Annotated in this window: 22 protein-coding genes and 5 tRNA genes; 1 reads left to right on the top strand and 26 read right to left on the bottom strand. The window is 43.2% G+C overall.

Going from position 1 to position 20883, the window contains the following annotated elements:
* Positions 1–31: 31 nt before the first annotated feature.
* The 26 genes from rplL to ABJ384_RS01095 form a co-directional block, all read right to left on the bottom strand.
* Positions 32–400: a 50S ribosomal protein L7/L12 gene (gene rplL, locus ABJ384_RS01220; protein WP_086197252.1), complete on the bottom strand. Its 369-nt coding sequence runs from the start codon at positions 398–400 to the stop codon at positions 32–34.
* A 48-nt stretch (positions 401–448) separates the two neighbouring features.
* Positions 449–955 carry a 50S ribosomal protein L10 gene (gene rplJ / locus ABJ384_RS01215; RefSeq protein ID WP_086197253.1) on the bottom strand — a complete coding sequence of 169 codons (507 nt, stop codon included), beginning with the start codon at positions 953–955 and terminating at the stop codon, positions 449–451.
* Positions 956–1263: 308 nt separating this feature from the next.
* Complete coding sequence (rplA, locus tag ABJ384_RS01210; RefSeq protein ID WP_349928405.1) at positions 1264–1959, bottom strand: 50S ribosomal protein L1; 696 nt, start codon at positions 1957–1959, stop codon at positions 1264–1266.
* A 3-nt stretch (positions 1960–1962) separates the two neighbouring features.
* On the bottom strand, positions 1963–2391 hold the full coding sequence (rplK, locus tag ABJ384_RS01205; RefSeq protein WP_086175350.1) for a 50S ribosomal protein L11: 429 nt from the start codon (positions 2389–2391) through the stop codon (positions 1963–1965).
* 118 nt (positions 2392–2509) lie between these two features.
* Positions 2510–3043, bottom strand: coding sequence for a transcription termination/antitermination protein NusG (gene nusG, locus ABJ384_RS01200; RefSeq protein ID WP_086197255.1), 534 nt, complete (start codon positions 3041–3043; stop codon positions 2510–2512).
* A gap of 7 nt (positions 3044–3050) precedes the next feature.
* A complete protein-coding gene (secE, locus tag ABJ384_RS01195) occupies positions 3051–3491 on the bottom strand; it encodes a preprotein translocase subunit SecE (RefSeq protein ID WP_086197256.1) in 441 nt (146 codons plus the stop codon).
* A 74-nt stretch (positions 3492–3565) separates the two neighbouring features.
* Positions 3566–3641, bottom strand: a tRNA-Trp gene (locus ABJ384_RS01190).
* A gap of 56 nt (positions 3642–3697) precedes the next feature.
* A complete protein-coding gene (tuf, locus tag ABJ384_RS01185) occupies positions 3698–4888 on the bottom strand; it encodes an elongation factor Tu (protein ID WP_086196440.1) in 1191 nt (396 codons plus the stop codon).
* A gap of 147 nt (positions 4889–5035) precedes the next feature.
* Positions 5036–5110, bottom strand: a tRNA-Thr gene (locus tag ABJ384_RS01180).
* A 15-nt stretch (positions 5111–5125) separates the two neighbouring features.
* Positions 5126–5201 (bottom strand) — tRNA-Gly (locus ABJ384_RS01175).
* A gap of 38 nt (positions 5202–5239) precedes the next feature.
* Positions 5240–5323 (bottom strand) — tRNA-Tyr (locus ABJ384_RS01170).
* 55 nt (positions 5324–5378) lie between these two features.
* A tRNA-Thr gene (locus ABJ384_RS01165) sits at positions 5379–5454 on the bottom strand.
* 98 nt (positions 5455–5552) lie between these two features.
* Entirely contained in the window at positions 5553–7046 is a 1494-nt protein-coding gene (gene trpE, locus ABJ384_RS01160) for an anthranilate synthase component I (protein WP_086196441.1), read from the bottom strand.
* 116 nt (positions 7047–7162) lie between these two features.
* The gene (locus ABJ384_RS01155; protein ID WP_349929690.1) at positions 7163–7834 is read right to left on the bottom strand and encodes a phosphoglycolate phosphatase; all 672 of its coding nucleotides are present in this window, start codon (positions 7832–7834) and stop codon (positions 7163–7165) included.
* 85 nt (positions 7835–7919) lie between these two features.
* The gene (locus tag ABJ384_RS01150) at positions 7920–8603 is read right to left on the bottom strand and encodes an FHA domain-containing protein (RefSeq protein ID WP_349928401.1); all 684 of its coding nucleotides are present in this window, start codon (positions 8601–8603) and stop codon (positions 7920–7922) included.
* 69 nt (positions 8604–8672) lie between these two features.
* Positions 8673–10937 (bottom strand): type II secretion system secretin GspD, encoded by a 2265-nt coding sequence (gspD, locus tag ABJ384_RS01145; RefSeq protein WP_349928399.1) that lies wholly within the window; start codon positions 10935–10937, stop codon positions 8673–8675.
* A 43-nt stretch (positions 10938–10980) separates the two neighbouring features.
* Positions 10981–11823, bottom strand: a complete 843-nt coding sequence (locus ABJ384_RS01140; RefSeq protein WP_349928397.1) for a type II secretion system protein N — start codon at positions 11821–11823, stop codon at positions 10981–10983.
* Positions 11823–12566 carry a type II secretion system protein N gene (gspN, locus tag ABJ384_RS01135; protein WP_300044472.1) on the bottom strand — a complete coding sequence of 248 codons (744 nt, stop codon included), beginning with the start codon at positions 12564–12566 and terminating at the stop codon, positions 11823–11825. The genes ABJ384_RS01140 and gspN overlap by 1 nt, the downstream gene beginning before the upstream one ends.
* 184 nt (positions 12567–12750) lie before the next feature.
* Positions 12751–13077, bottom strand: a complete 327-nt coding sequence (locus tag ABJ384_RS01130) for an H-NS histone family protein (protein WP_086196446.1) — start codon at positions 13075–13077, stop codon at positions 12751–12753.
* 140 nt (positions 13078–13217) lie between these two features.
* Positions 13218–13652 (bottom strand): thioesterase family protein, encoded by a 435-nt coding sequence (locus ABJ384_RS01125; protein ID WP_086196447.1) that lies wholly within the window; start codon positions 13650–13652, stop codon positions 13218–13220.
* Between the two features lie 11 nt (positions 13653–13663).
* Entirely contained in the window at positions 13664–14857 is a 1194-nt protein-coding gene (locus ABJ384_RS01120; protein ID WP_349928395.1) for a heme biosynthesis protein HemY, read from the bottom strand.
* 7 nt (positions 14858–14864) lie between these two features.
* Positions 14865–15707, bottom strand: coding sequence for a hypothetical protein (locus ABJ384_RS01115; RefSeq protein ID WP_349928393.1), 843 nt, complete (start codon positions 15705–15707; stop codon positions 14865–14867).
* Complete coding sequence (locus ABJ384_RS01110; protein WP_349928391.1) at positions 15704–16483, bottom strand: uroporphyrinogen-III synthase; 780 nt, start codon at positions 16481–16483, stop codon at positions 15704–15706. The genes ABJ384_RS01115 and ABJ384_RS01110 overlap by 4 nt, the downstream gene beginning before the upstream one ends.
* 1 nt (position 16484) lies before the next feature.
* Positions 16485–17402: a hydroxymethylbilane synthase gene (hemC, locus tag ABJ384_RS01105; RefSeq protein WP_349928389.1), complete on the bottom strand. Its 918-nt coding sequence runs from the start codon at positions 17400–17402 to the stop codon at positions 16485–16487.
* A gap of 107 nt (positions 17403–17509) precedes the next feature.
* The gene (locus tag ABJ384_RS01100) at positions 17510–18250 is read right to left on the bottom strand and encodes a LytTR family DNA-binding domain-containing protein (protein WP_349928388.1); all 741 of its coding nucleotides are present in this window, start codon (positions 18248–18250) and stop codon (positions 17510–17512) included.
* 53 nt (positions 18251–18303) lie between these two features.
* Positions 18304–19461, bottom strand: a complete 1158-nt coding sequence (locus tag ABJ384_RS01095; protein ID WP_349928386.1) for a histidine kinase — start codon at positions 19459–19461, stop codon at positions 18304–18306.
* Here ABJ384_RS01095 and argH point away from each other — a divergent pair.
* Positions 19452–20882 (top strand): argininosuccinate lyase, encoded by a 1431-nt coding sequence (gene argH / locus ABJ384_RS01090; protein WP_349928384.1) that lies wholly within the window; start codon positions 19452–19454, stop codon positions 20880–20882. The genes ABJ384_RS01095 and argH overlap by 10 nt on opposite strands.
* The last annotated feature ends 1 nt before the right edge of the window (position 20883 follow it).

Below are 20883 nucleotides of genomic sequence, written 5' to 3'. Positions count from 1 at the left end.
GGGTCAATTTAAAATTAGACCCCGATCGAAATTACTTAACAGTAACTGTAGCACCAGTTTCTTCAAGTTTTTTCTTAAGTTCTTCAGCTTCTTCTTTAGAAACGCCTTCTTTAAGAACTGAAGGAGCGCCTTCAACCATGTCTTTAGCTTCTTTCAAGCCAAGACCAGTGATTTCACGAACTGCTTTAATTACAGCTACTTTGTTAGCACCGAAAGAAGTCAACTCAACGTTGAATTCAGTTTGTTCTTCAACAGCAGCACCAGCAGCAGGACCAGCAGCAACAGCTACAGCAGCAGCAGATACGTTGAATTTTTCTTCAAAAGCAGAGATAAGTTCAACAAGTTCAAGAACAGTTTTTTCAGCAACTGCGTTTAAGATTTCTTCGTTAGTTAAAGCCATGAGAATAACTCCAAATGGGGATTGAATGGTGTGAAAGTAAATTTAAGCTTATGCAGCTTCTGACTCGTTTTTCTCTTTGAGCGCAGTAATAAGGCGACCCAATTTCGAAATAGGAGCTTGAAGAACGTTTGCAAGCATAGTAAGCGCTTTTTCTTGGTTTGGAAGGTTTGCGATAACGCTAACTTCAGCACCTTGATAAACCTTGCCGTCAAATGCAGCAGCTTTAAGTTCAAATGCTTTGTTAGTTTTAGCAAATTCTTCAAACAAGCGAGCAGCTGCGCCCATGTCGTCTTCAGAAGTTGAGAAAGCTAAGATTGTTGGGCCAACAAGGTTGTCATTCAAGATATTGAATTGAGTATCTTGAAGAGCACGTTTAGCTAAAGTATTACGCACAACACGTGTAGCAACACCTAGTTTACGAGCTTCAACACGAAGAGCAGTTAATTGCTCAACAGTTAAACCTTGGTAGTCAGCAACAACAGCAGCAAATGCAGTAGAAGCAACTTCAGCTACTTCAGCTACGATCTGTTTTTTGCCTTCGATAAGAAGAGCCATTGTAAAACCTCCTAACGGTGATTTATGCACTTACAAAGAAGTACACTCCCAATTCGTAAGGCCATCACTGGACTTACACGCGGAGGATGAACAAATCACACCACCGCGTCTACTCGGACTGGACTTTTAAGAAGTAAGTTCCAAAGAACTCCCCTCGCCCGAGGTCTTTGACGCTGACAAATTTACATTTATCAATTCAAAGTTTGCCTAAGCTACACAAGAGAACCGAAACCAGTTTTTCTTGCGTAAGTTTTAAAGCAGCGCTTTAAAACTTACTCAGGGCTTTAAAATTCTTTTCTAAGTCAAACTTAGTTAGATACGTTTGCTACATCAATAGTAAGACCAGGACCCATAGTTGAGCTTAAAGTGATCTTTTGAATGTATACGCCTTTAGAGGTAGCTGGCTTTAAACGCTTCAAGTCAGCAACTAAAGCTTCAACGTTTTGACGAACAGCAGCAGCTTCAAAGCCTACTTGACCGATCGCAGCGTGGATGATACCCGCTTTGTCTACACGGTAACGTGCTTGACCAGCTTTTGCATTTTTAACTGCAGTAGCAACGTCAGGAGTTACAGTACCCACTTTAGGGTTTGGCATTAAGCCACGTGGACCAAGGATCGTACCAAGTTTACCTACAACGCGCATTGCATCTGGAGCAGCAATTACTACGTCAAAGTCAAGGTTACCCGCTTGGATGCTTTCAGCAAGATCATCAAAACCAACAACGTCTGCGCCTTCAGCTTTAGCAGCTTCAGCAGCAGCACCTTGAGCAAATACAGCTACACGTACAGTTTTACCAGTACCCGCAGGAAGCGTAGTCGCACCACGAACCACTTGGTCAGATTTACGAGGATCAACACCTAGGTTTACTGCAATATCCAAAGATTCTTTAAATTTAGGAGCTGGAAGGCTCTCTAAAACTGCAACAGCTTCTTCTAGCGTGTAAACTTTGTGTGCTTCTACAGCAGCTACGATCGCTTTTTGACGTTTAGTTAATTTAGCCATGTCTTAAAGCTCCACTTCCAAGCCCATAGAACGCGCAGAACCAGCAATGGTACGTACACGTGCGTCTAAGTCAGCACCAGTTAAATCTGGTTCTTTAGTAGTCGCAATTTCTTCTAATTGAGCACGAGTCAACTTACCAACTTTAGTTTTGTTAGGTACAGCTGAACCCTTAGCAATACCAGCAGCTTTCTTAAGAAGAATCGCAGCAGGTGGAGTTTTCATGATGAATGTGAACGACTTGTCGTTGTACACAGTAATCACTACAGGAATTGGAAGACCTTGTTCAACTTTTTGTGTAGCAGCATTGAATTCTTTACAGAATGCCATGATGTTAACACCACGTTGACCTAGTGCAGGACCAATCGGTGGAGATGGATTCGCTTTACCAGCTGGAACTTGCAGCTTGATATAGCCGTCAATCTTCTTAGCCATTTCAAATTACCTCTGGGTACAAACGCCGCTAGGCTCCCCAACGCTATTTATGTAACAATACTGTTACAACAACAATGCCCGATCCATAACAAATCGGGCGTTTTCCATCCAATTTAAATTAGTTCGCTTTTTCGACTTGACGAAACTCGAGCTCAACCTGAGTTGGACGATTGAATACATTGATTGTCAACGTTAAACGTGACTTCTCGTAAAGAACTTCTTCCACCACACCTTTAAAGTCGGTAAATGGACCATCAATAACGAGTAATTCTTCGCCTGGCTCAAACATCGTCTTAGGACGAGGTGCTTCACCAGTATTGCGTACACGTGCAAGAATCGCATCAGCTTCTTTTTGCGTAATTGGTGCAGGTTTCTCTGCTGTACCACCAATGAAACCCAATACTTTTGGACATTCTTTAACGATGTGCCAGGTATCATCATTCATTTCCATTTCGACTAACACGTAGCCAGGAAAGAATTTACGCTCTGATTTACGCTTCTTGCCATCCTTCATCTCTACCACTTCTTCGGTAGGAACCAGGACTTCACCAAAGCTATCGGCTACAGCGCTACGCTGGATTCGATCATTAAGTGAACGCATCACTTGTTTTTCATAACCTGAATAGGCATGAATAATGTACCAACGTTTCATAGCTCTTTTACCCGATAAAAAACTTCATTAACCAGCCCAAGATGTAATCAAAACACCATAAAACAATGGCAGCGATTACAACAACAGCAAGAACATGCCAAGATGTGGATACCGTTTCCTGCTTAGTCGGCCAAGTCACACGACGCAGCTCAATTCGAGCGTCTTTCAACAAACGAACAAAGCCTTTGCCTTGATGGGTGGCGTATAATAAACCTAAAGCCACTACGATACAAGCCAAAATTATTCCAACGCGCACCCAAACACTATTGGCTGGTGCCCAATACGCTGGCAAATACTGCCCCCCTATGGCTGCACCGATTAACAAAATCAATGCGATAACCCATAGAACAATATCTAAAGGGGAACCAGAATTAACAACTTCAGCAGAATTATTTCTTTGTGGAATTGGCGCTTCGCTTAATGCGTCACGCGATTTATCATTCGACATTTTTGTACTCGTCGTAGGCTTCGCGACTTATTATATGACAATTTAACCAGCATCAAGCTTTTTTTTTAAAAAAATGGCAGGCCAGGAGGGACTCGAACCCCCAACATTCGGTTTTGGAGACCGACGCTCTACCAATTGAACTACTGACCTACAGTACAAATCGGGAACTAAAGTCCCCGATCTGTAATTTCAACTTATGGTTGCTATTATGCAGTTACTTTAGCAACAACACCAGCACCAACTGTACGACCACCTTCACGGATCGCAAAACGTAGACCTGGGTCCATTGCGATTGGGTGGATCAATTCTACTGACATTTCTACGTTGTCACCAGGCATAACCATTTCAACGCCTTCTTTCAAAGAAATCGCGCCAGTTACGTCAGTTGTACGGAAGTAGAACTGTGGACGGTAACCGTTAAGGAATGGAGTGTGACGACCACCTTCTTCTTTAGAAAGTACGTATACTTCTGCATCGAATTTAGTGTGCGGCTTGATTGTACCTGGTTTAGCAAGTACTTGACCACGTTGAACGTCTTCACGTTTAGTACCACGTAGAAGAACACCACAGTTCTCGCCTGCACGACCTTCATCAAGCAATTTACGGAACATTTCTACGCCAGTTACAGTTGTCTTAACTGTATCTTTGATACCTACGATTTCAACTTCTTCGCCTACTTTCACGATACCTGATTCAACACGGCCAGTTACTACTGTACCACGACCAGAAATAGAGAATACGTCTTCGATTGGCATCAAGAATGCTTTGTCGATTGCACGTTCTGGTTCTGGGATATAAGTGTCAAGCGCTTCAACAAGAGCAAGAACTGAAGATTCGCCGTATTGACCAGCGTCACCGTTAAGTGCAGCCAAAGCTGAACCACGGATAACAGGAGTGTCATCACCAGGGAAGTCATAAGTAGAAAGAAGTTCACGAACTTCCATTTCAACCAGTTCAAGCAACTCTTCGTCGTCTACAAGGTCACATTTGTTCAGGAACACAAGGATGTAAGGTACACCTACTTGGCGAGACAAAAGGATGTGTTCACGAGTTTGTGGCATAGGACCATCAGTCGCAGCACATACAAGGATCGCACCGTCCATCTGAGCAGCACCAGTGATCATGTTTTTAACATAATCGGCGTGTCCTGGGCAGTCTACGTGAGCGTAGTGACGAGATGGAGAATCGTATTCTACGTGTGAAGTATTAATGGTAATACCACGTGCTTTTTCTTCTGGTGCAGAGTCAATTGCTGCGTAATCTTTCGCTTCACCGCCGTAAGTTTTTGCACAAATAGTTGCAATCGCAGCAGTTAAAGTAGTTTTACCATGGTCGACGTGACCAATTGTGCCCACGTTTACGTGTGGCTTGTTACGTTCAAACTTAGCCTTAGCCATGTTCATCTTCCTCGTTTACGTCGAACACAATCCTGAGTAAAACCCAGCTCCGACATGTCGTTTAAAAAATCAAACACCCAATACTTGAAAAGCAGACTAATAAGCCTGCTTTTTAAAATCTTTGCAACAAGGTTGCCAAACTGTATCTGGAGCTCTTATCGAGATTTGAACTCGAGACCTCTCCCTTACCAAGGGAGTGCTCTACCACTGAGCTATAAGAGCAAATAAAAACTTCAATGGAGCGGGAGACGAGGGTCGAACTCGCGACATGTAGCTTGGAAGGCTACCGCTCTACCAACTGAGCTACTCCCGCACGATGTTGGTATAAACCACTTATCGAAGTCTTAAAATTGGTGGTGAGAGAAGGATTCGAACCTTCGAAGCTTACGCGACAGAGTTACAGTCTGTTCCCTTTGACCGCTCGGGAATCTCACCATTTTACACTTACTTCAGTGTTGTTCTTTTACCCCACTACTCAAACTTTCCAAGATGGTGCCGGCACACGGATTCGAACTGTGGACCTACTGATTACAAGTCAGTTGCTCTACCAACTGAGCTATGCCGGCGTTTCTTAGTGTTTCGTACGTTTCGTATCGGAACGGTGTGCAGTTTAGCAAAACTTAGAATCCGTGCAAGTGTTTTTTTCAAAAAAACCGTCAAAAACTCATAAAATCAATCCGTTTGACGATAATTCAACCGCTTTGATCACTGCGCGAGCTTTTATTTGGGTTTCATTCCATTCAGATTCAGGATTTGAGTCATAAACCAGACCTGCGCCAGCCTGAACATAGACCTTATTTTCACGAATTACACAGGTTCGAATGGCAATCGACATGTCCATTTCACCATGCCAGCCTAAATAACCCACAGCACCGCCAAAAATTCCGCGTTTGACCGGCTCGACTTCGTCAATAATTTCCATGGCACGGATTTTGGGTGCACCTGAAAGCGTACCTGCCGGGAAAGTGGCTTTAAACACATCCAGCGCATCGACATCATCACGAACTTCACCCTGCACATTCGAGACAATATGCATGACATGCGAATAACGTTCGATCACCATTTTATCCGTGACCTGCACTTTACCGATTTTTGACACACGCCCGACATCGTTACGCCCCAGATCAATCAACATCAAATGTTCAGCAATCTCTTTTTCATCAGAAAGCAGATCTTGCTCAAGCGCCAAATCTTCTTCTTTGGTTTTACCACGCGGACGCGTCCCGGCCAAAGGACGCACAGTCGCAATGCCATTTTCCAGACGCGATAAAATCTCAGGTGAAGATCCTACGATATGAAACGGCTTTTGATTGTCTAAAGTCCGCCCTTGAACCAGAAACAGATACGGCGATGGATTCAAATGACGCAAGGCACGATAGACCTGTAAAGGCTCGCCATCGAAGTCCGAGACCATACGATGCCCCGGCACCACCTGCATAACATCGCCCGCTTTAATATATTCCTTCACCTTGGCAATCGACTCAATAAACTTGTCATGCCCGGTTAAAGACTCAAAATGGGGAGCGGTATGTTTTTTGGCTTGCAGGCTGATCGGGGTTGCCAGCGTATTTTCCAGTTCATCCAATTGAGCTAGGGCTTTGGCATAGGCCTCGGGATCATTTGCATCTGCATGTACAATCAGGAACAAGGTGTCTTTTAAGTTATCAAACACAATGACGGTTTTAGACAGCATCATCCAGATATCTGGCAAACCGACCGGATCGGCTTCAGGCACATTTTTTAGGCGCGGCTCAATATAGCGTACCGAATCATAGCCAAAATAGCCCACCAGCCCCCCGGTGAAGCTCGGTAAATCAGGCAAATCTTTTTGCGTCGGCACATGGAACTGCGCCTGAAAATCACGGATATACTGAAATGGGTCGCTACATGGCTGAGTATCAACAGAACCATCCACCTGCTGAACGGTTAATACACCACGGTTGCATGAAAAAACAGTGGACTCACCCAAACCGATAATGGAATAACGCGCCCAGTTCTCTCCCCCCTCGACCGATTCAAACAGATAGGCCTGACTGTGGTCTTTCAGACGTGCAAATACGGATAATGGGGTTTCGGTATCGGCCAAACGCTGACGATAAACCGGAATCAGGTTATAACCCTCAGATTTTAACTGTTCGAATTGAGCTTGAGTTGTCATGAGTATTCTCTATATGTTTTCGATATGGCTGGTTTAAGTTTGTTTTCCTGTAATCTGACTTAGTTTCGCCATCGAAAAACCATACAATTTCTCATTCCGCTATCCTTAATTTTCACTTATTGCGCAAGTAATTCTATTAAATCATCAACCACTTGTTGCGGCTGGCAATCATGAATATCTTCACCATGATTATAGCCATAGCTCACCACAATACAATCAACTCCTGCACGTCTTGCTGCTTCGACATCATTACTAGAGTCACCAATCATTAAGGTTTCTGCCGCAGTGACATTATATTCATCAAAACAAAACAGCAACTGCCGTGGATGAGGTTTACGCTCTTCAAAACGGTCCCCGCCAATCACATCGACAAAATAATGATTCAGCCCCAAGGCTTCAACAATCGCACGTGCCGGCTGTTCGGGTTTATTGGTGACACAAATCATTTGCTTATTGCAGCTTAAACCCCAGTCAAGAAATTCAACTACCCCTTTAAAAGGCTGGGTATCCACACAGGGATCTGCATTATAAATACTTAAAAAAGTCTCCAACAATTGCTGATGCTGTGCAGGATCGACCTTTCCAGTGAGATATTGCAAAGTGCTATGGCAAAAAACAGAGGTACCCTTACCGATCCAGGTACGCACCTGTTGCTCAGTCACAGTCGGCAATTGCAAGACATTGAGACTCATATTCATGGCCCGGTATAAATCTGATGCCGAGTCAACCAGGGTGCCATCCAAGTCAAATAAAATCAGTTTACGGCTTGCAAGTTTTGCTACAGACATCATTTCCCTCTTATGATTGATTTCGACCGCACAGATACAATAAAGGCATGCGATTGCATGCCTTTATTGTATGTCGCGTGCAGGCTTATTTAAAGAATAACCAGGCAATGATTGCAAGGATAATCAATACAACAATGGAGATTAGGCCCACCGATGCATTTTTCTGCTCTTCCTTGACTTGCTCTACACGTGATACCGGTGTTTCAACCGCGATGGGTGTTTGCTTCTCGGGAATTGCACTCAAGTCCACACCTTCAGGAATAGGTGCAGGTTTCGGGATGGCAACCCCTTGCGGCATACCATCACGACTCAGCTGAACGCTGGCATCACGCTCGGTCAGTTCAGGCATACCCTGATCATTCATTTGCTGTGCTGTAGTCTTTGGCATTTCCGTCTCTGCAGGTTGTTTAACTGCTGGCCCTTCCTGATTTAATGCAGCGACGGTCTGTTCAATCTCAAGCGGCACATCTATTGCTTGAGCAGGTTCTAGAACTGAAAATTTCAGGCTTGCGAACTGAACGATATCCCCTTCTTTTAACAAGGTTTCATGTTCAATACGTAGATCATTGACAAAGGTGCCATTGGATGAGTTTAAATCTTGCAGCCATAAGGCTTGGTCTTTGAGCAAGAAAGCCGCATGTTTACGGGAAATTTCCCCGGCCTGCAATACGATATCTGCACTCTGATGGCGCCCGACCAACATATCACGGTCGATGCTGATTTCCTGTCCCGTTAATTCACCGGTAATTGCTTGTATTTTCCAAGTCATGAAATGCACTTCTCTTTGTGATTTTGAATCATCATATCACGGCAAATATTCAATTCTTTAGCCATGCTGTCAAGAACCAGAACGAATCGTGGTTGTGGTCACGGTATTTTTGGTTTTTTTAACCTCGGTCATCGGCATAGCAATACTTTGTTTCTGCACTACCGGTTCTATCGCAACCGGTGTGCTAAACGTGGCTGTATTGGGCTGATTTTGGGTTGCTGATGGCAATGTTTGATAAGGAGAGGCTTTCGGTGCCGATGAGGTAACCGGAATGCGCTGCTGATAAATATCTTCTACATTTTCAGGTAATTTGGCAAAAGTACCATCCTGTTCCATGGCCAACTGCAAGCTGTACAACTGGCTATAACGCTGCTGCGACAAACGGCGCACATCATTCTTATCTCCAACAATCGTGGGATGGATAAAGACCAGCAAATTGCGCTTCTCATTGGATTTGGCATCGGCACGGAAGAGACGCCCCAAACCTGGTATTGCACCCAAACCCGGTACCGACTGACGGCTATGAATCGAGTTGTCGGAAATTAAGCCACCCAAAACAATAGTCTGTCCATGTTCTGCCAGAATCGAGGTTTTAATGGCACGCTTACTGGTCACCAGATCCTGGGCTTGACCTTTGTCCTGTACCGCAGAAACTTCCTGCTCGACTTCAAGACGCACCGAACCACCTTCCCCAATATGCGGCACCACCTTTAACGTAACACCGACATCCTTGCGTTCTACCGTGGTATAAGGATTTAACCCTGCTGAAGTCGTGGTTGCAGAACCGGTCACAAACGGTACGTTCTGTCCCACTACAATATAGGCCTCTTCATTATCCATGGTGACAATGGAAGGTGTCGAGAGCAGATTGGACTTGGTTTTGCTTTTTAGCGCCTGAATCAATGCGCCATAAAGTTTGCGTGAACCGTTATCGCTTTCCCTGTAATCGCCAAGTAACAGCGAGGTACCGATTCCCAAATTGGCCGCAGCACCTGCCGCACCACCGGTCACATACCCGGCGGCAAGCTCGGCAATACTTGCACCGACATTGCTAAAGTTGATTAAGCCGACGCCGTTGGTCAGATCACCCAAAGCCCACTGCACACCCAGCTGATCGGCATCATTGCCTTCCACTTCAATAATGGCGGCTTCAATCAGGACCTGTTGACGACGGATATCCAGCTGCTGAATGGCGGATTCAATTTCACGCATCAGTTGTGGATCAGCTTTCACCACCAATGAATTTTGGCTGTCATCAGCAATAATACTGACGCCATTAGCATTAAAACTGGTGATGCTATTCTGATTGCTAGTGTTTGATCCTGCACCCAGATTAATACTTGGGGTCGAAATACTGGAAGAACTGCTACCAGATGAACTACTGCCCGAATTGTTATTGTTTGAATTGTTCATCACATTATTGTTTGATGAACTATTTGAATTGGATGAACCGGATAACGACTGACCAGACACCAAGCCCTGTAAGATTTCCGCCAGATTTTTGGCACTGGCATATTTTAAGCGAAACACTTTTAAACCACCCAAACGATCTGCTGCTGGCACATCCAGCATTTCAATCATCTGGCGGATGCGTTTGCGTGTTGCTGTGTCACCTTTCAATACAATGCGGTTGGTGCGGGTATCTGCAATGATACGGATACGGGAACCTTTTAAATCTCTGGCTGCGCCGGTAGAGCTCATAGATTCCAGCAAACCAATCATTTCTTCAGCCTGACTGGATTGCAGGCTCACCGCTTCAATGTCATTTTGTCCGGTACCATCCAGATTACGGATAATGGTTTCCAGCTGATAAATGTTACTGGCACGGTCTGACACAATCAGTGCATTGGTTCCAGCCACTGCCGATAAATGGGCAAATTGCGGCATCAATGGACGGATGGCAGGAATCAGGTCATTCGGGTTGGTATTTTCCAGCCAGATCACCCGTGTGACAATTTGATCACCAGTCGCACGGTGCTTGCTGTCAAAAGGAACCCCGGAACTTTTGACATTGCTATCTGGAACCAGTTTGATGGTATTGCCTGAAGGAATGGCGACCACACCATTCACGTTCAATACGCCCAGAAACAGATCGTAGACTTCGGCTTTATTTAAAGGCTTATTGGAAATGACCGTGACATTGCCGCGCACACGCGGATCAACAGCAAAATTCTTCCCGGTAATATCAGCTACTTCATTAATAAATGCAGTTAAATCAGCATCTCGTAAGTTGATTTTCCATGTTTGCGCTTGAGTAGAGGTACTCACCATAGCAATCAGGGGTGCAGCCGCGAATAAAGCCCACACTGGACGATGATGATTAAATAAAGCCATAAAGTTTCGTGCTTCCTAATCCTGTAAGGTGACGATGCATCACTTAAAAATTTTGTTGTATGGTCATCACTTGATCACCACGCTTTATTTCTATTTTGACCTGACCTTCACGTCGAGCCTGTTCCAGCAGCTGGGCATCACTTTGCCCCTGCCCCACAGCCTGTCCATTTAAAGACATGATCCGGTCGCCCGGTTGCAGTCCCAGCTTACTGCGCAATGCCGCTGGCGTTCTTGCCGTAACTTCATAACCCCCACCTGCCGCATTGACCCCCATATCTTTTAAATACTGATCACGGTCTTCCTGTATCTTCTGTACCGCCTGCCCTAAAGCATTTTGTTCCTGACTGGGCATAGGCGGTGTGGTCTGATTATTCATCGGTAAGCTGTTTGTTGCCACAGGCGGAATAATGCTCTGATCCAGACCATTTTCCATACCTTTGAATTGTAGTTCTCGCGTAGTCCCATTACTTTGACGCAACACTACCCGATCCCAGTACACTTCAGCCAACTGATAAGAGGTCGGGGCAATATTTTCACCAACCTGATAGCGATCGGCCTGATCATTGACTTTAATGACTGCGGAGGAAAACTGATTGGGATGACTGACCACCACACCTTGCAAAATCAAATTGGCCGTGTCTTCTGCCGCAGTTGTTCTACCTGCTTCCTGAAACAGGGCAAATGAAGAAATATTGGGTACCTGTGGCTGCTGTGAACCCAGCTCCACACGGTCCAGCTGCATGACCTGAGGCGGCGCCACCAGCAGCCAAAAAATGTTTGCCAACTTCCAGCATAAATATAAAATCAGCAGGACTAAAAATAAGGGAGCAATGCGGTCTGTCTGCTTCCAGTTGAATTGTTGAATTTTTTCTAGCCACTGATTCATTAGAGGCCACCTTTAAACAAAGGTTGGCGCGAACTTACCACATAGGTATCCAAACCAGCTTTACCATTATAGGAAGAGATATTCAGCAGCAGACGTTGAGTCAACCGCAGATCGAGCATCACGTTTTGATCCAGTTCCAATGCCATCAACTTCTGATCACGCTGATCCCGGATATCAAAAAACAGCTTATTATTTTCATCCGACAATTTTCCTTTCAAGGAAGGAATATTCATTTGATCCTGACGCTGGGCATAATTATAAACCAGCTCGCCGCCCGCCCATTGCAACTGACCTTCAGCCCCGGCAAAACCCTGTTCTTTTTTAAAATTAAAATTGATATCTTGCAATTGGATGGCATTGACCGGCCACTGCCATTCCACCAGATGTTTCAGCGTTTCCGGCGCAACCTGGCCATTCAAGTCATGGACCATTATTTTTTTGCCAAAACCATAGCCAACAACGGCATCGAGCTGGGTATTCCCACTATGTAACTCTATGTTTGCCCCCAAACGCAGCAAAAAAATATCCAGAGGACGTGTTTTCCAACTCAACGACCCGGTTAAATTGCCCTTCTGCCAATCTGCTTGCCCCTGCCAAATATTACCGCTGACATTTTGTAAAATCTGGTTGTTTTTATAAAATTTTGAAATCAGCCAAGCCGCTGGAATTTGGAGTAATATGAACATTAAAAAGACACTGATGGAGAAAATCCACCAGGTGATATATTTGGGTTTTTTAATCATCCCACCACGACCCACATGTCAATTATTCTTCCCTTAACACGAATATTATATTTCTACCCCATTATGCACACTTTTTTCTCAACGCCAATTCCAAGTGATAAAAAATAGATATAAAAAAACCACGCTTAAAAGCCTGGTTTTTTTAATTTAATTCGATTAGATGACTATCTGATGAATATTTCCATCAAATGAGAAAATCTTCTAATTTTGCACCACTTTCAAGTTCTGCAACCAACCAGCGCGGTTGTTTACCGCGACCAGTCCAAGTATCTGCTGAATTCTTTTTGCTGCGATAACGTGGTTCTACAGATTTGCGTGTACTTTTCTTACGCTTGGTTGCACCAAACTCTAAAATTTGTTCAATGCTTAAACCAACGTTATCAGCAATGTCTAAAATTTGCTGATAGGCATCTTCAACTGCCTGATCATTTTTAGAAGCAATTAATGCTTCAGCTTCAACTTGTAAACGCTTTAACTCTTCAACAGATAAATTACTAATGTCAGGCATCATATTAACTCCAAAAAAGGCTTTATATTTTTTTAATTAAAACTAGCTCATAATATTTTTATTATTTAAAACATTCAATAGAATTTTTTAAATAAATAAAAATTAGCTAAACAGATTTTATGGCCCACTATATTCGAAAAACCTTAATTTAAAATTAAATGTTTTACGCTTAACTCAATTTCTGTAATTTTATGGCGAATAATTTCCGGTATTTCCGTTTTAAGCATGTTGTGCTTATTTACACAGACAATCACTGCTTCTGCCACGGCAACAGTTTTTTGTTGCGACTCGCTCCATAATAAATAGCTCATACGAAAGGCACTATTACGAATTTCCTCAACACGCACACCAATTTTAAGCTGGTCTGGATAAAATAGCGGACTAATATATTTGCATTGGTTAGAAGCAACCACTGTATAAACGTCCTGTGCAAAAATATTCAAGACATCCATATAAAAAATGCGGGCACTTTCGATATAACGATAATACATCACGTTATTTACATGCCCAAAAGCGTCCATATCGCCCCAAGCAACAGACTGATCATAAATCACCGGATAATCGGACAGAGTGAGCATATTCCTTGCCTTTATATTTTTATTTCAACAAAATTTGCATTATTTTCAAAAATTAAATTTAACTGCTTAATCAAATCATCCTGACCTTTTAAAGTAGATTTAATTCTTAAATAATTCATCATCACATTATCTGGGTATAACTCCAGCAATTGGTCAGCTTCAGCCGCTCTTGCAGTAGCGGTATATACATGCCATTTTGCAAAGGCAAATACAGGTAAAGAAGGATATTTACTTTCCCAATAGTCAATTCGTTGCTCAACCATTAAATAATCTGGACTTTGCTTTAATAATTGCTGCTGGAACCATAAATAAAAAACGTCTTGATTAAACTGTTGATCCAGTAAATGTAAGACCAAGGCTTCATGCTGCTGGCTCATTTCCGGCATACGTGATAACAGCTTTAACCATAACACTTTAATCTCATAATCACGGCTATAAATCTGGTCCTGCAAGTCTAAATAGCGCTGTTGCAAATTTTGCAAACTTTCGATATTGGCCTGATCAAAATTAACCAATAATTGCTGTAACCATTCCTGTTTTTTTTCTGTGCCCAGATGTCCATATTTAGTCGAGCGTAAATACATCCAGGGAAACTGAATGGCAAACTTTCCCCATAAACTGGTTAATCTTAAATCATATGCACTTTTTACATCTTTTAACCAGGGTGAAAGCTCATGTTGATTTAAGAATTCAAGATGGGTTAATGCTTGCTCACCATCATTTTGCGACAGATAAATTTCTATACGCTGTATTTCGGCCAATTCAAATGCCATGACATTACTTTGGTTTAAGATGGCAAGCGCTTGGGTATATTGCTGCTGCATCCAATACAAACGTGAACCAATAATCCCCTTTAATAAACCCGATTGAGAAAATACGTTTTGAATAAATTGATGTTGATCTTGTGCTGCCTCTAATAACCAAATTACTGCCAACTGTTCATAAGGGTGCAAGTTTTTAAAATTAAAAACTGTTTCCAGCTTTCGTTGTTCCCGGGTTAAATAACGTTTAATGAGCAACCACAATAATTGGATCAACAGGCTTAAACTGGCCAGAATAATAAACATGATCCAGATATTGGTTTGAATTTGCCATTCACGCCAGTATAAATAAACATAACCTGCGCCATACCCATAACTTAAAACACTTAAACCTGCGATAATAAGGAGGCTGATAAAAGCATAGGCCAGTAAAATCTGCTTCATGAATTTATCATCCTAATAATGCACGTGTATTTAAACTAGGCGTAGGCAAAACTGTAAATCCTTTGATCTTCTGGATATTCTGAATCAGCTGTCGCGACTTCTCATCGGGGATTTGATTTAATAGCTGAATAATTTCGGTCAGGGATTTTTGATACTCTAAATATTGTCCCTGTTTTAAGGCTTGTTGCGCAATGAGCAGTCGGAGCTGCGCTTCTTTTAAAATTAACGGACGCTGCATAAGCGCCGTAGCAGGTTGTTTCGCAGGTTCGATCACCAGCCAGCGTTGCCAGAAAGATTTACCCGATGCCTGGCTCGCGTTTAATTGGGGTGCATGTAACTCTTGGGCCAGCGCAGCATCAAGTTTCTGAATGAGCGCATCCACTTTGATTTGCTGAGCCATCCGCTCACTGACAAAATGCTGAATAAGCTGATGATCTTTGGCAATAACCTGATGCAGACTTTGCTTCAATGGTGCCGCGAGGGCATATTGCTCAAGATTTTGATCCAAACGGGTTAATTTATCCAGAGCTGCGGTAAACTGTTGTTGTTGCAGCATAAATTCAATTAATTCTAGTTGCTGTTTAATCACCACAACAGGATCAATACTTGCCGCCTGAATGGTTTTTAAATTCTCTGCAGCCTGTGAACTTGCCGGTGCAGACTCTCCTGTCAGCATGACTTTGCGCTGTAAAGCGACCAATTGATCATTTAAATTTGCATTATTCTGTTCAATTCGATGCAGACTGGTATTTAATTCTGTTTGTTGTGCAGTAAGATTAAATAAGTCATAACTTAATTTAGCAATCCAGAGTAGACTTAAAATAAATAATAAAATGAGTATTTTCTTCATGTGTTCCCTTGCACAACAACAAGCTTCTGCAGAATTGAATCTGTTTTTAAATCAGGTAGTCGCGTGATATTAAAACATGTTGCCTGATTTTTTTTATAATTCGAAACAACTTGATACAGGCGCTCCCCTAAAACCAGATAATGCCCTCTTGCAATAAGGTGCTTCTGATGTTGCATGAGCTGAATCCAGTTTAACCAACCCGCTTCGCTACTGACCACCATAGCATACTGTTTTCGTTTTTCTAATAAAGATAATACATTAGCTAAATCTTGCTGAGTAAATACAGGACAACGGCGCTCATATAAAACAAAATTTAGAATTCGCATGCCTTGCTGTTTTAACTGATCCATCATAAACATCCGTCCCCCTTCACCACGCCAAAAAGCCAGACACTGACCTAAATCGAGGGTTTGTAAAACAGGAAGCTGTAACATTCCTTCCGATGTTTCAACTTTGGGGACTTCGGCAGAAATACCATATTGCGCCAGAGCCTGAGCAGTGCGATCCCCGACCGCAATCCACTGAATATGTTTAAGCTGATCCAGCGTTATGCATGATTGTTTTAAATAATCCATGCCGATTTGCACGGCCGTGGGACTCACCACCACAATCACCTGAGCAGCAGACAATTGCTGATAAAGTTCAGACAAGTCAGCTGACCAAGGTCGAGGCAGCAATTGCAATAAAGGTAAATCCAACACCTCAATTTGAGCCATACGTAAGGCATGACTCAAACTTTCTGCACGGTCCTGCGGACGTGTATTGATAAACAGCATATTAATATAGGGCTTTCAATAAATCGCCAGCGCCTTGTTCAACTAATTTTTGCGCTAGCATTTCACCCAGCTCTACAGCCTGTTCAGGTGTTCCGCTCAGTTTAGCTTTTAATAAAGTCGCACCATCTACACTACCGACACGACCTTCAATGTGTAATTGAGCTTCAATTAAAGTCGCATGCCCTGCAATCGGGACCTGACACCCCCCTTCCAAATAGGCATTAAATGCGCGTTCTGCACGTACACACACATCAGTTTCGCGATGTAACAGCGGTAAAATAAGCTCCAGCACAGCCTGATCTGCCGCACGACATTCCAGACCAAGCGCCCCCTGTCCAACTGCCGGCAAGCTCACTTCCGCTGGCAGCGTATGACGAATACGTTCAGCCAGCCCCAAACGCTTTAAACCCGCACTTGCCAGAATAATGGCATCGTAAAGACCCGCATCCAGTTTGGATAAACGCGTCCCCACATTGCCCCGTAAATCGATAATTTCCAAATCGGGACGGGCTTTTAAAATCTGGCTTTTACGACGCAGGCTCGATGTACCCACTTTGGTGCCTTGTGGCAAGTCATCAAAACTTGCATAAGTATTAGACACAAAGGCATCCAACGGATCTTCACGCTCACAGATCACTGCAAGGCTCAGTCCTTCAGGCAAGGCCATCGGCACATCTTTCATTGAATGCACCGCCAGGTCTGCCCGACCATCCAGCAGGGCTGCTTCCAATTCTTTAACAAAGAGTCCTTTTCCGCCAATCTTGGCTAAAGGCGTATCCAGAATTTTGTCACCTTGGGTGACGAAGGTCACTAACTCAACTTTAAGATCCGCATGTAATGCTTCCAAACGGGCACGAATATGTTCCGCCTGCCATAAAGCAAGCGGGCTTTGTCGAGTTGCAATCTTCAAAATCTTCATAAATACAAGAAACAGTCAATAAGTGCGTTAGTGTAAACTTAACGCGCTGACTGGAAAATGCAAGTAAATTTGCATTCTCCTTGTCACCTAAATTTATGAAAACAGATTTAGATCTTTTGGATGCGTTCTCTTAAATTGGGCAGATGACGTCGGCTGACCGCCAGGCGTTCTTCCAGTTCACGGCAACGCACTTGATACTGTCCCGAACTGATCACTTCAAGACCATCCAGGAAATGTACTGAAACCAAAGCATTGCGATGAATTCGAATAAACTGGTCGCCAAATTCGTTTTCCAAATCTTTCAAAGTTTCATCGATCAGTACACTGCCATTTTTATGCCGTACCGTGACATATTTTTGATCTGCCAAAAAATAATAAATATTTTCTACAGGGATCAATTCCACACCACGATAGGTTTTCGCCACAATCTGATGGCGTTTTATATTGAGTTCGTCCATATCTTCTTTTTGTTTTAAGTTGCTCATTTGTGCTTGAGTCAGTTTTGTTAAATGATCTAATACCTGTTGCAAGTCCTGCTGCATCACCGGTTTTAGCAAATAGCCTTCTGCATGCGACTTAAATGCCTCCAAAGCATGTTCATCATAAGCCGTACAAAAAACAATAGCGGGCATAGGATCAAGCTGGCGCAAATATTCAGCACAGCTCAAGCCGTCCATTTCAGGCATTTGAATATCTAACAGTACTACATCTGGCTCATAGAATTGAGTCATTTCAATTGCTTGCTGCCCATAACTTGCAGTGGCAACCACCTGATGTCCCAGTTGCGTAACTAGACGTGACAAACGCTCTACTGCGAGAGGTTCATCATCGCAAATCAGGATGTCCATTTCTCCTCCTTCACAGTCAACATCATTTTTTTTATAGGTTAACCATGATTTTTTTATTTATATCGATATTGCACAACTGTGGTAAATATTCCCTTCCCCGCGTATGTCTGAAAAGTTGCAGAGTGCCCATAATAAGCCTCAAGCCGCTGCTTAACATTTTCAACTGCAATACCATGCCCCTGTCGTAAATTTATTTTATCCTGTGTATAAGGGTTAGTAATGACTATATTGACTTGATTTTGCAATATTTCGATCAATATGCTTATCGTACTCTTTGTTAGAATTTTTTCAACTCCATGAAAAATACTATTTTCCACTAAAGGTTGTAAAGTTAATAAAGGAATTTGTATCTGAGAAAATAGAACTTCATCGTCATATTTCCACTCTACCTGTAAGCGACCCCCCAAGCGAATCTGTTCAATGGCCAGATAACGCTGGCACAGTTCAATTTCATCTTTTAAGCGGACCAGTTTAAGTTCTTTAAAACTGGCCCGAAATAGCTGTGATAAATTCAGTAACATTTGTTCCGCTTTATCCGGATCAATGGTAATCAGACTGATCACCGTATTTAAGCTATTAAATAAAAAATGCGGATGAATCCGCGCTTGCATGGCCTGAATACGTGCATTCAATTCACTGTTTTGCTGACGCGCCCATTGTTCTCGCATATACAAATAGCGAAAACAAAAGCTTCCAATCAGTACCCCATAACTGAGATGTAATCCCGTTCCATCGAACAAAACCTGTAGCGTCAAATGCTGGAATTGAAAATTTTGTCCAAAGAAAATAACACCGTTCAGCACCACCGTGGTCAATAACACAATAATCTGCAGCAAAACAAAGCCCGCAACCAGGGTCTGCCCAAAACTGAAGTGCTGAATTTTGCTCTGCAGGCGCTCAATCAAGGCAACAAAAGCCAGTAACACCCAGTCAATAAAGAACATATATTGTAATACGCGACCCAGGCTTAATGCCGTCCAGGATTGTGCTTCTGCCAGGGCCAAGATAACCGCCAAAATATTGCTGGCAATAAATAATTCAATTAGATGTTGCCAATGCCCTATTTTCGTAAAAAAATAGGCGTCATTGTTTTTCCGATCATCTGTATAGGTCGAAGCTGGATCGCTTTGTTTTTCGGCAAGTGATTCTGAATTTGCTATACTCTTGTTCAAATTACTGCTTTTTATTTTATTGAGCCGATATGACCACATCTTCTAATTCCTCAAATCCGTCACAAGCCCAAACTTCGGGTATGTGGGGCGGTCGTTTCTCTGAAGCTACTGACGCATTTGTTGCTGAATTTACAGCATCTGTTCAATTTGACCAACGCTTTTATAAACAAGATATTGCAGGTTCTATTGCGCATGCAACCATGCTTGCCAAAGTAGGCGTTTTAACCGAACAGGAACGCGATGACATCATTAACGGCCTAAATACCATTAAAGCTGAAATTGAAGCAGGTGAATTCGAATGGCGCATTGACCTAGAAGATGTGCACATGAATATCGAGTCGCGCTTGACCAGTCGTATTGGCATCACCGGTAAAAAATTGCATACCGGTCGTAGCCGTAACGATCAGGTGGCAACAGACATCCGTTTATATGTACGTGATGAAATTGATGCAATTTTAGAGTTATTGCAAAAATTACAAAAAGGCATTTTGGGTCTGGCGGCGAAAAATACCAATACCATTATGCCGGGCTTTACCCATCTGCAAACCGCTCAGCCTGTGACTTTTGGTCACCACTTGATGGCCTGGTTCGAAATGCTGGTACGTGACTCCGAGCGTTTAATTGACTGCCGTAAACGTGTGAATCGCTTGCCACTTGGTTCTGCTGCACTTGCAGGTACCACCTATCCGATCGAGCGTGAATACACCGCACAGCTTTTAGGCTTTGAAGCCGTGTGTGAAAATTCGTTGGATGCTGTTTCTGACCGTGACTTCGGTATTGAATTCAATGCTGCTGCATCTTTAATTATGATGCACCTGTCGCGTATGTCTGAAGAAATGATCCTGTGGACCTCTGCACAGTTCAAATTTGTCAATATTCCTGACCGTTTCTGTACCGGTTCTTCAATCATGCCGCAAAAGAAAAACCCGGATGTGCCTGAGTTGATTCGTGGTAAGACTGGTCGCGTATACGGTGACTTGATGAGCCTGTTGACATTGATGAAAGGTCAACCATTGGCGTATAACAAGGACAACCAGGAAGACAAAGAACCATTATTTGACGCAATCGATACGGTTCGTGGTTCATTGATGGCATTTGCTGACATGATTCCTGCATTGGTTCCAAATGTTGAAATCATGCGTGAAGCTGCATTACGTGGTTTCTCGACTGCAACTGACCTTGCAGATTACCTGGTGAAAAATGGCGTGGCGTTCCGTGATGCGCATGAAATTGTCGGTAAGGCAGTTGCACTTGGCGTTCAGGAAGGTAAAGACCTGTCTGAATTGACACTTGAACAGCTGCAACAGTTCTCTGGCCTGATTCAAGCTGACGTGTTTAAAAAAGCCTTGACTCTTGAAGCCTCTGTCAATGCGCGTAACCACATTGGTGGTACTGCACCTGCACAGGTTGAAGCTGCAATTGCACGTGCCTACGCTCGTTTAGAAAAACTCTACGCTTAAG

It is taken from the genome of Acinetobacter sp. A1-4-2, assembly GCF_040233925.1.
GTDB lineage: Bacteria > Pseudomonadota > Gammaproteobacteria > Pseudomonadales > Moraxellaceae > Acinetobacter.
This window is presented reverse-complemented; position numbering and strand designations above follow the sequence as displayed.

What these genes read in the sequence shown, in the direction of transcription:
- rplL (WP_086197252.1), bottom strand. Translation starts at nt 400, where the DNA reads ATGGCTTTAACTAACGAAGAAATCTTAAACGCAGTTGCTGAAAAAACT.
- ABJ384_RS01125 (WP_086196447.1), bottom strand. Translation starts at nt 13,652, where the DNA reads ATGCTCACTCTGTCCGATTATCCGGTGATTTATGATCAGTCTGTTGCT.
- ABJ384_RS01150 (WP_349928401.1), bottom strand. Translation starts at nt 8,603, where the DNA reads ATGACTTGGAAAATACAAGCAATTACCGGTGAATTAACGGGACAGGAA.
- ABJ384_RS01130 (WP_086196446.1), bottom strand. Translation starts at nt 13,077, where the DNA reads ATGATGCCTGACATTAGTAATTTATCTGTTGAAGAGTTAAAGCGTTTA.
- rplJ (WP_086197253.1), bottom strand. Translation starts at nt 955, where the DNA reads ATGGCTCTTCTTATCGAAGGCAAAAAACAGATCGTAGCTGAAGTAGCT.
- ABJ384_RS01155 (WP_349929690.1), bottom strand. Translation starts at nt 7,834, where the DNA reads ATGTCTGTAGCAAAACTTGCAAGCCGTAAACTGATTTTATTTGACTTG.
- ABJ384_RS01100 (WP_349928388.1), bottom strand. Translation starts at nt 18,250, where the DNA reads ATGGACATCCTGATTTGCGATGATGAACCTCTCGCAGTAGAGCGTTTG.
- hemC (WP_349928389.1), bottom strand. Translation starts at nt 17,402, where the DNA reads ATGAAGATTTTGAAGATTGCAACTCGACAAAGCCCGCTTGCTTTATGG.
- tuf (WP_086196440.1), bottom strand. Translation starts at nt 4,888, where the DNA reads ATGGCTAAGGCTAAGTTTGAACGTAACAAGCCACACGTAAACGTGGGC.
- argH (WP_349928384.1), top strand. Translation starts at nt 19,452, where the DNA reads ATGACCACATCTTCTAATTCCTCAAATCCGTCACAAGCCCAAACTTCG.
- ABJ384_RS01110 (WP_349928391.1), bottom strand. Translation starts at nt 16,483, where the DNA reads ATGCTGTTTATCAATACACGTCCGCAGGACCGTGCAGAAAGTTTGAGT.
- ABJ384_RS01115 (WP_349928393.1), bottom strand. Translation starts at nt 15,707, where the DNA reads ATGAAGAAAATACTCATTTTATTATTTATTTTAAGTCTACTCTGGATT.
- trpE (WP_086196441.1), bottom strand. Translation starts at nt 7,046, where the DNA reads ATGACAACTCAAGCTCAATTCGAACAGTTAAAATCTGAGGGTTATAAC.
- gspN (WP_300044472.1), bottom strand. Translation starts at nt 12,566, where the DNA reads ATGATTAAAAAACCCAAATATATCACCTGGTGGATTTTCTCCATCAGT.
- secE (WP_086197256.1), bottom strand. Translation starts at nt 3,491, where the DNA reads ATGTCGAATGATAAATCGCGTGACGCATTAAGCGAAGCGCCAATTCCA.
- ABJ384_RS01120 (WP_349928395.1), bottom strand. Translation starts at nt 14,857, where the DNA reads ATGAAGCAGATTTTACTGGCCTATGCTTTTATCAGCCTCCTTATTATC.
- rplK (WP_086175350.1), bottom strand. Translation starts at nt 2,391, where the DNA reads ATGGCTAAGAAGATTGACGGCTATATCAAGCTGCAAGTTCCAGCTGGT.
- nusG (WP_086197255.1), bottom strand. Translation starts at nt 3,043, where the DNA reads ATGAAACGTTGGTACATTATTCATGCCTATTCAGGTTATGAAAAACAA.
- gspD (WP_349928399.1), bottom strand. Translation starts at nt 10,937, where the DNA reads ATGGCTTTATTTAATCATCATCGTCCAGTGTGGGCTTTATTCGCGGCT.
- ABJ384_RS01140 (WP_349928397.1), bottom strand. Translation starts at nt 11,823, where the DNA reads ATGAATCAGTGGCTAGAAAAAATTCAACAATTCAACTGGAAGCAGACA.
- ABJ384_RS01095 (WP_349928386.1), bottom strand. Translation starts at nt 19,461, where the DNA reads ATGTGGTCATATCGGCTCAATAAAATAAAAAGCAGTAATTTGAACAAG.
- rplA (WP_349928405.1), bottom strand. Translation starts at nt 1,959, where the DNA reads ATGGCTAAATTAACTAAACGTCAAAAAGCGATCGTAGCTGCTGTAGAA.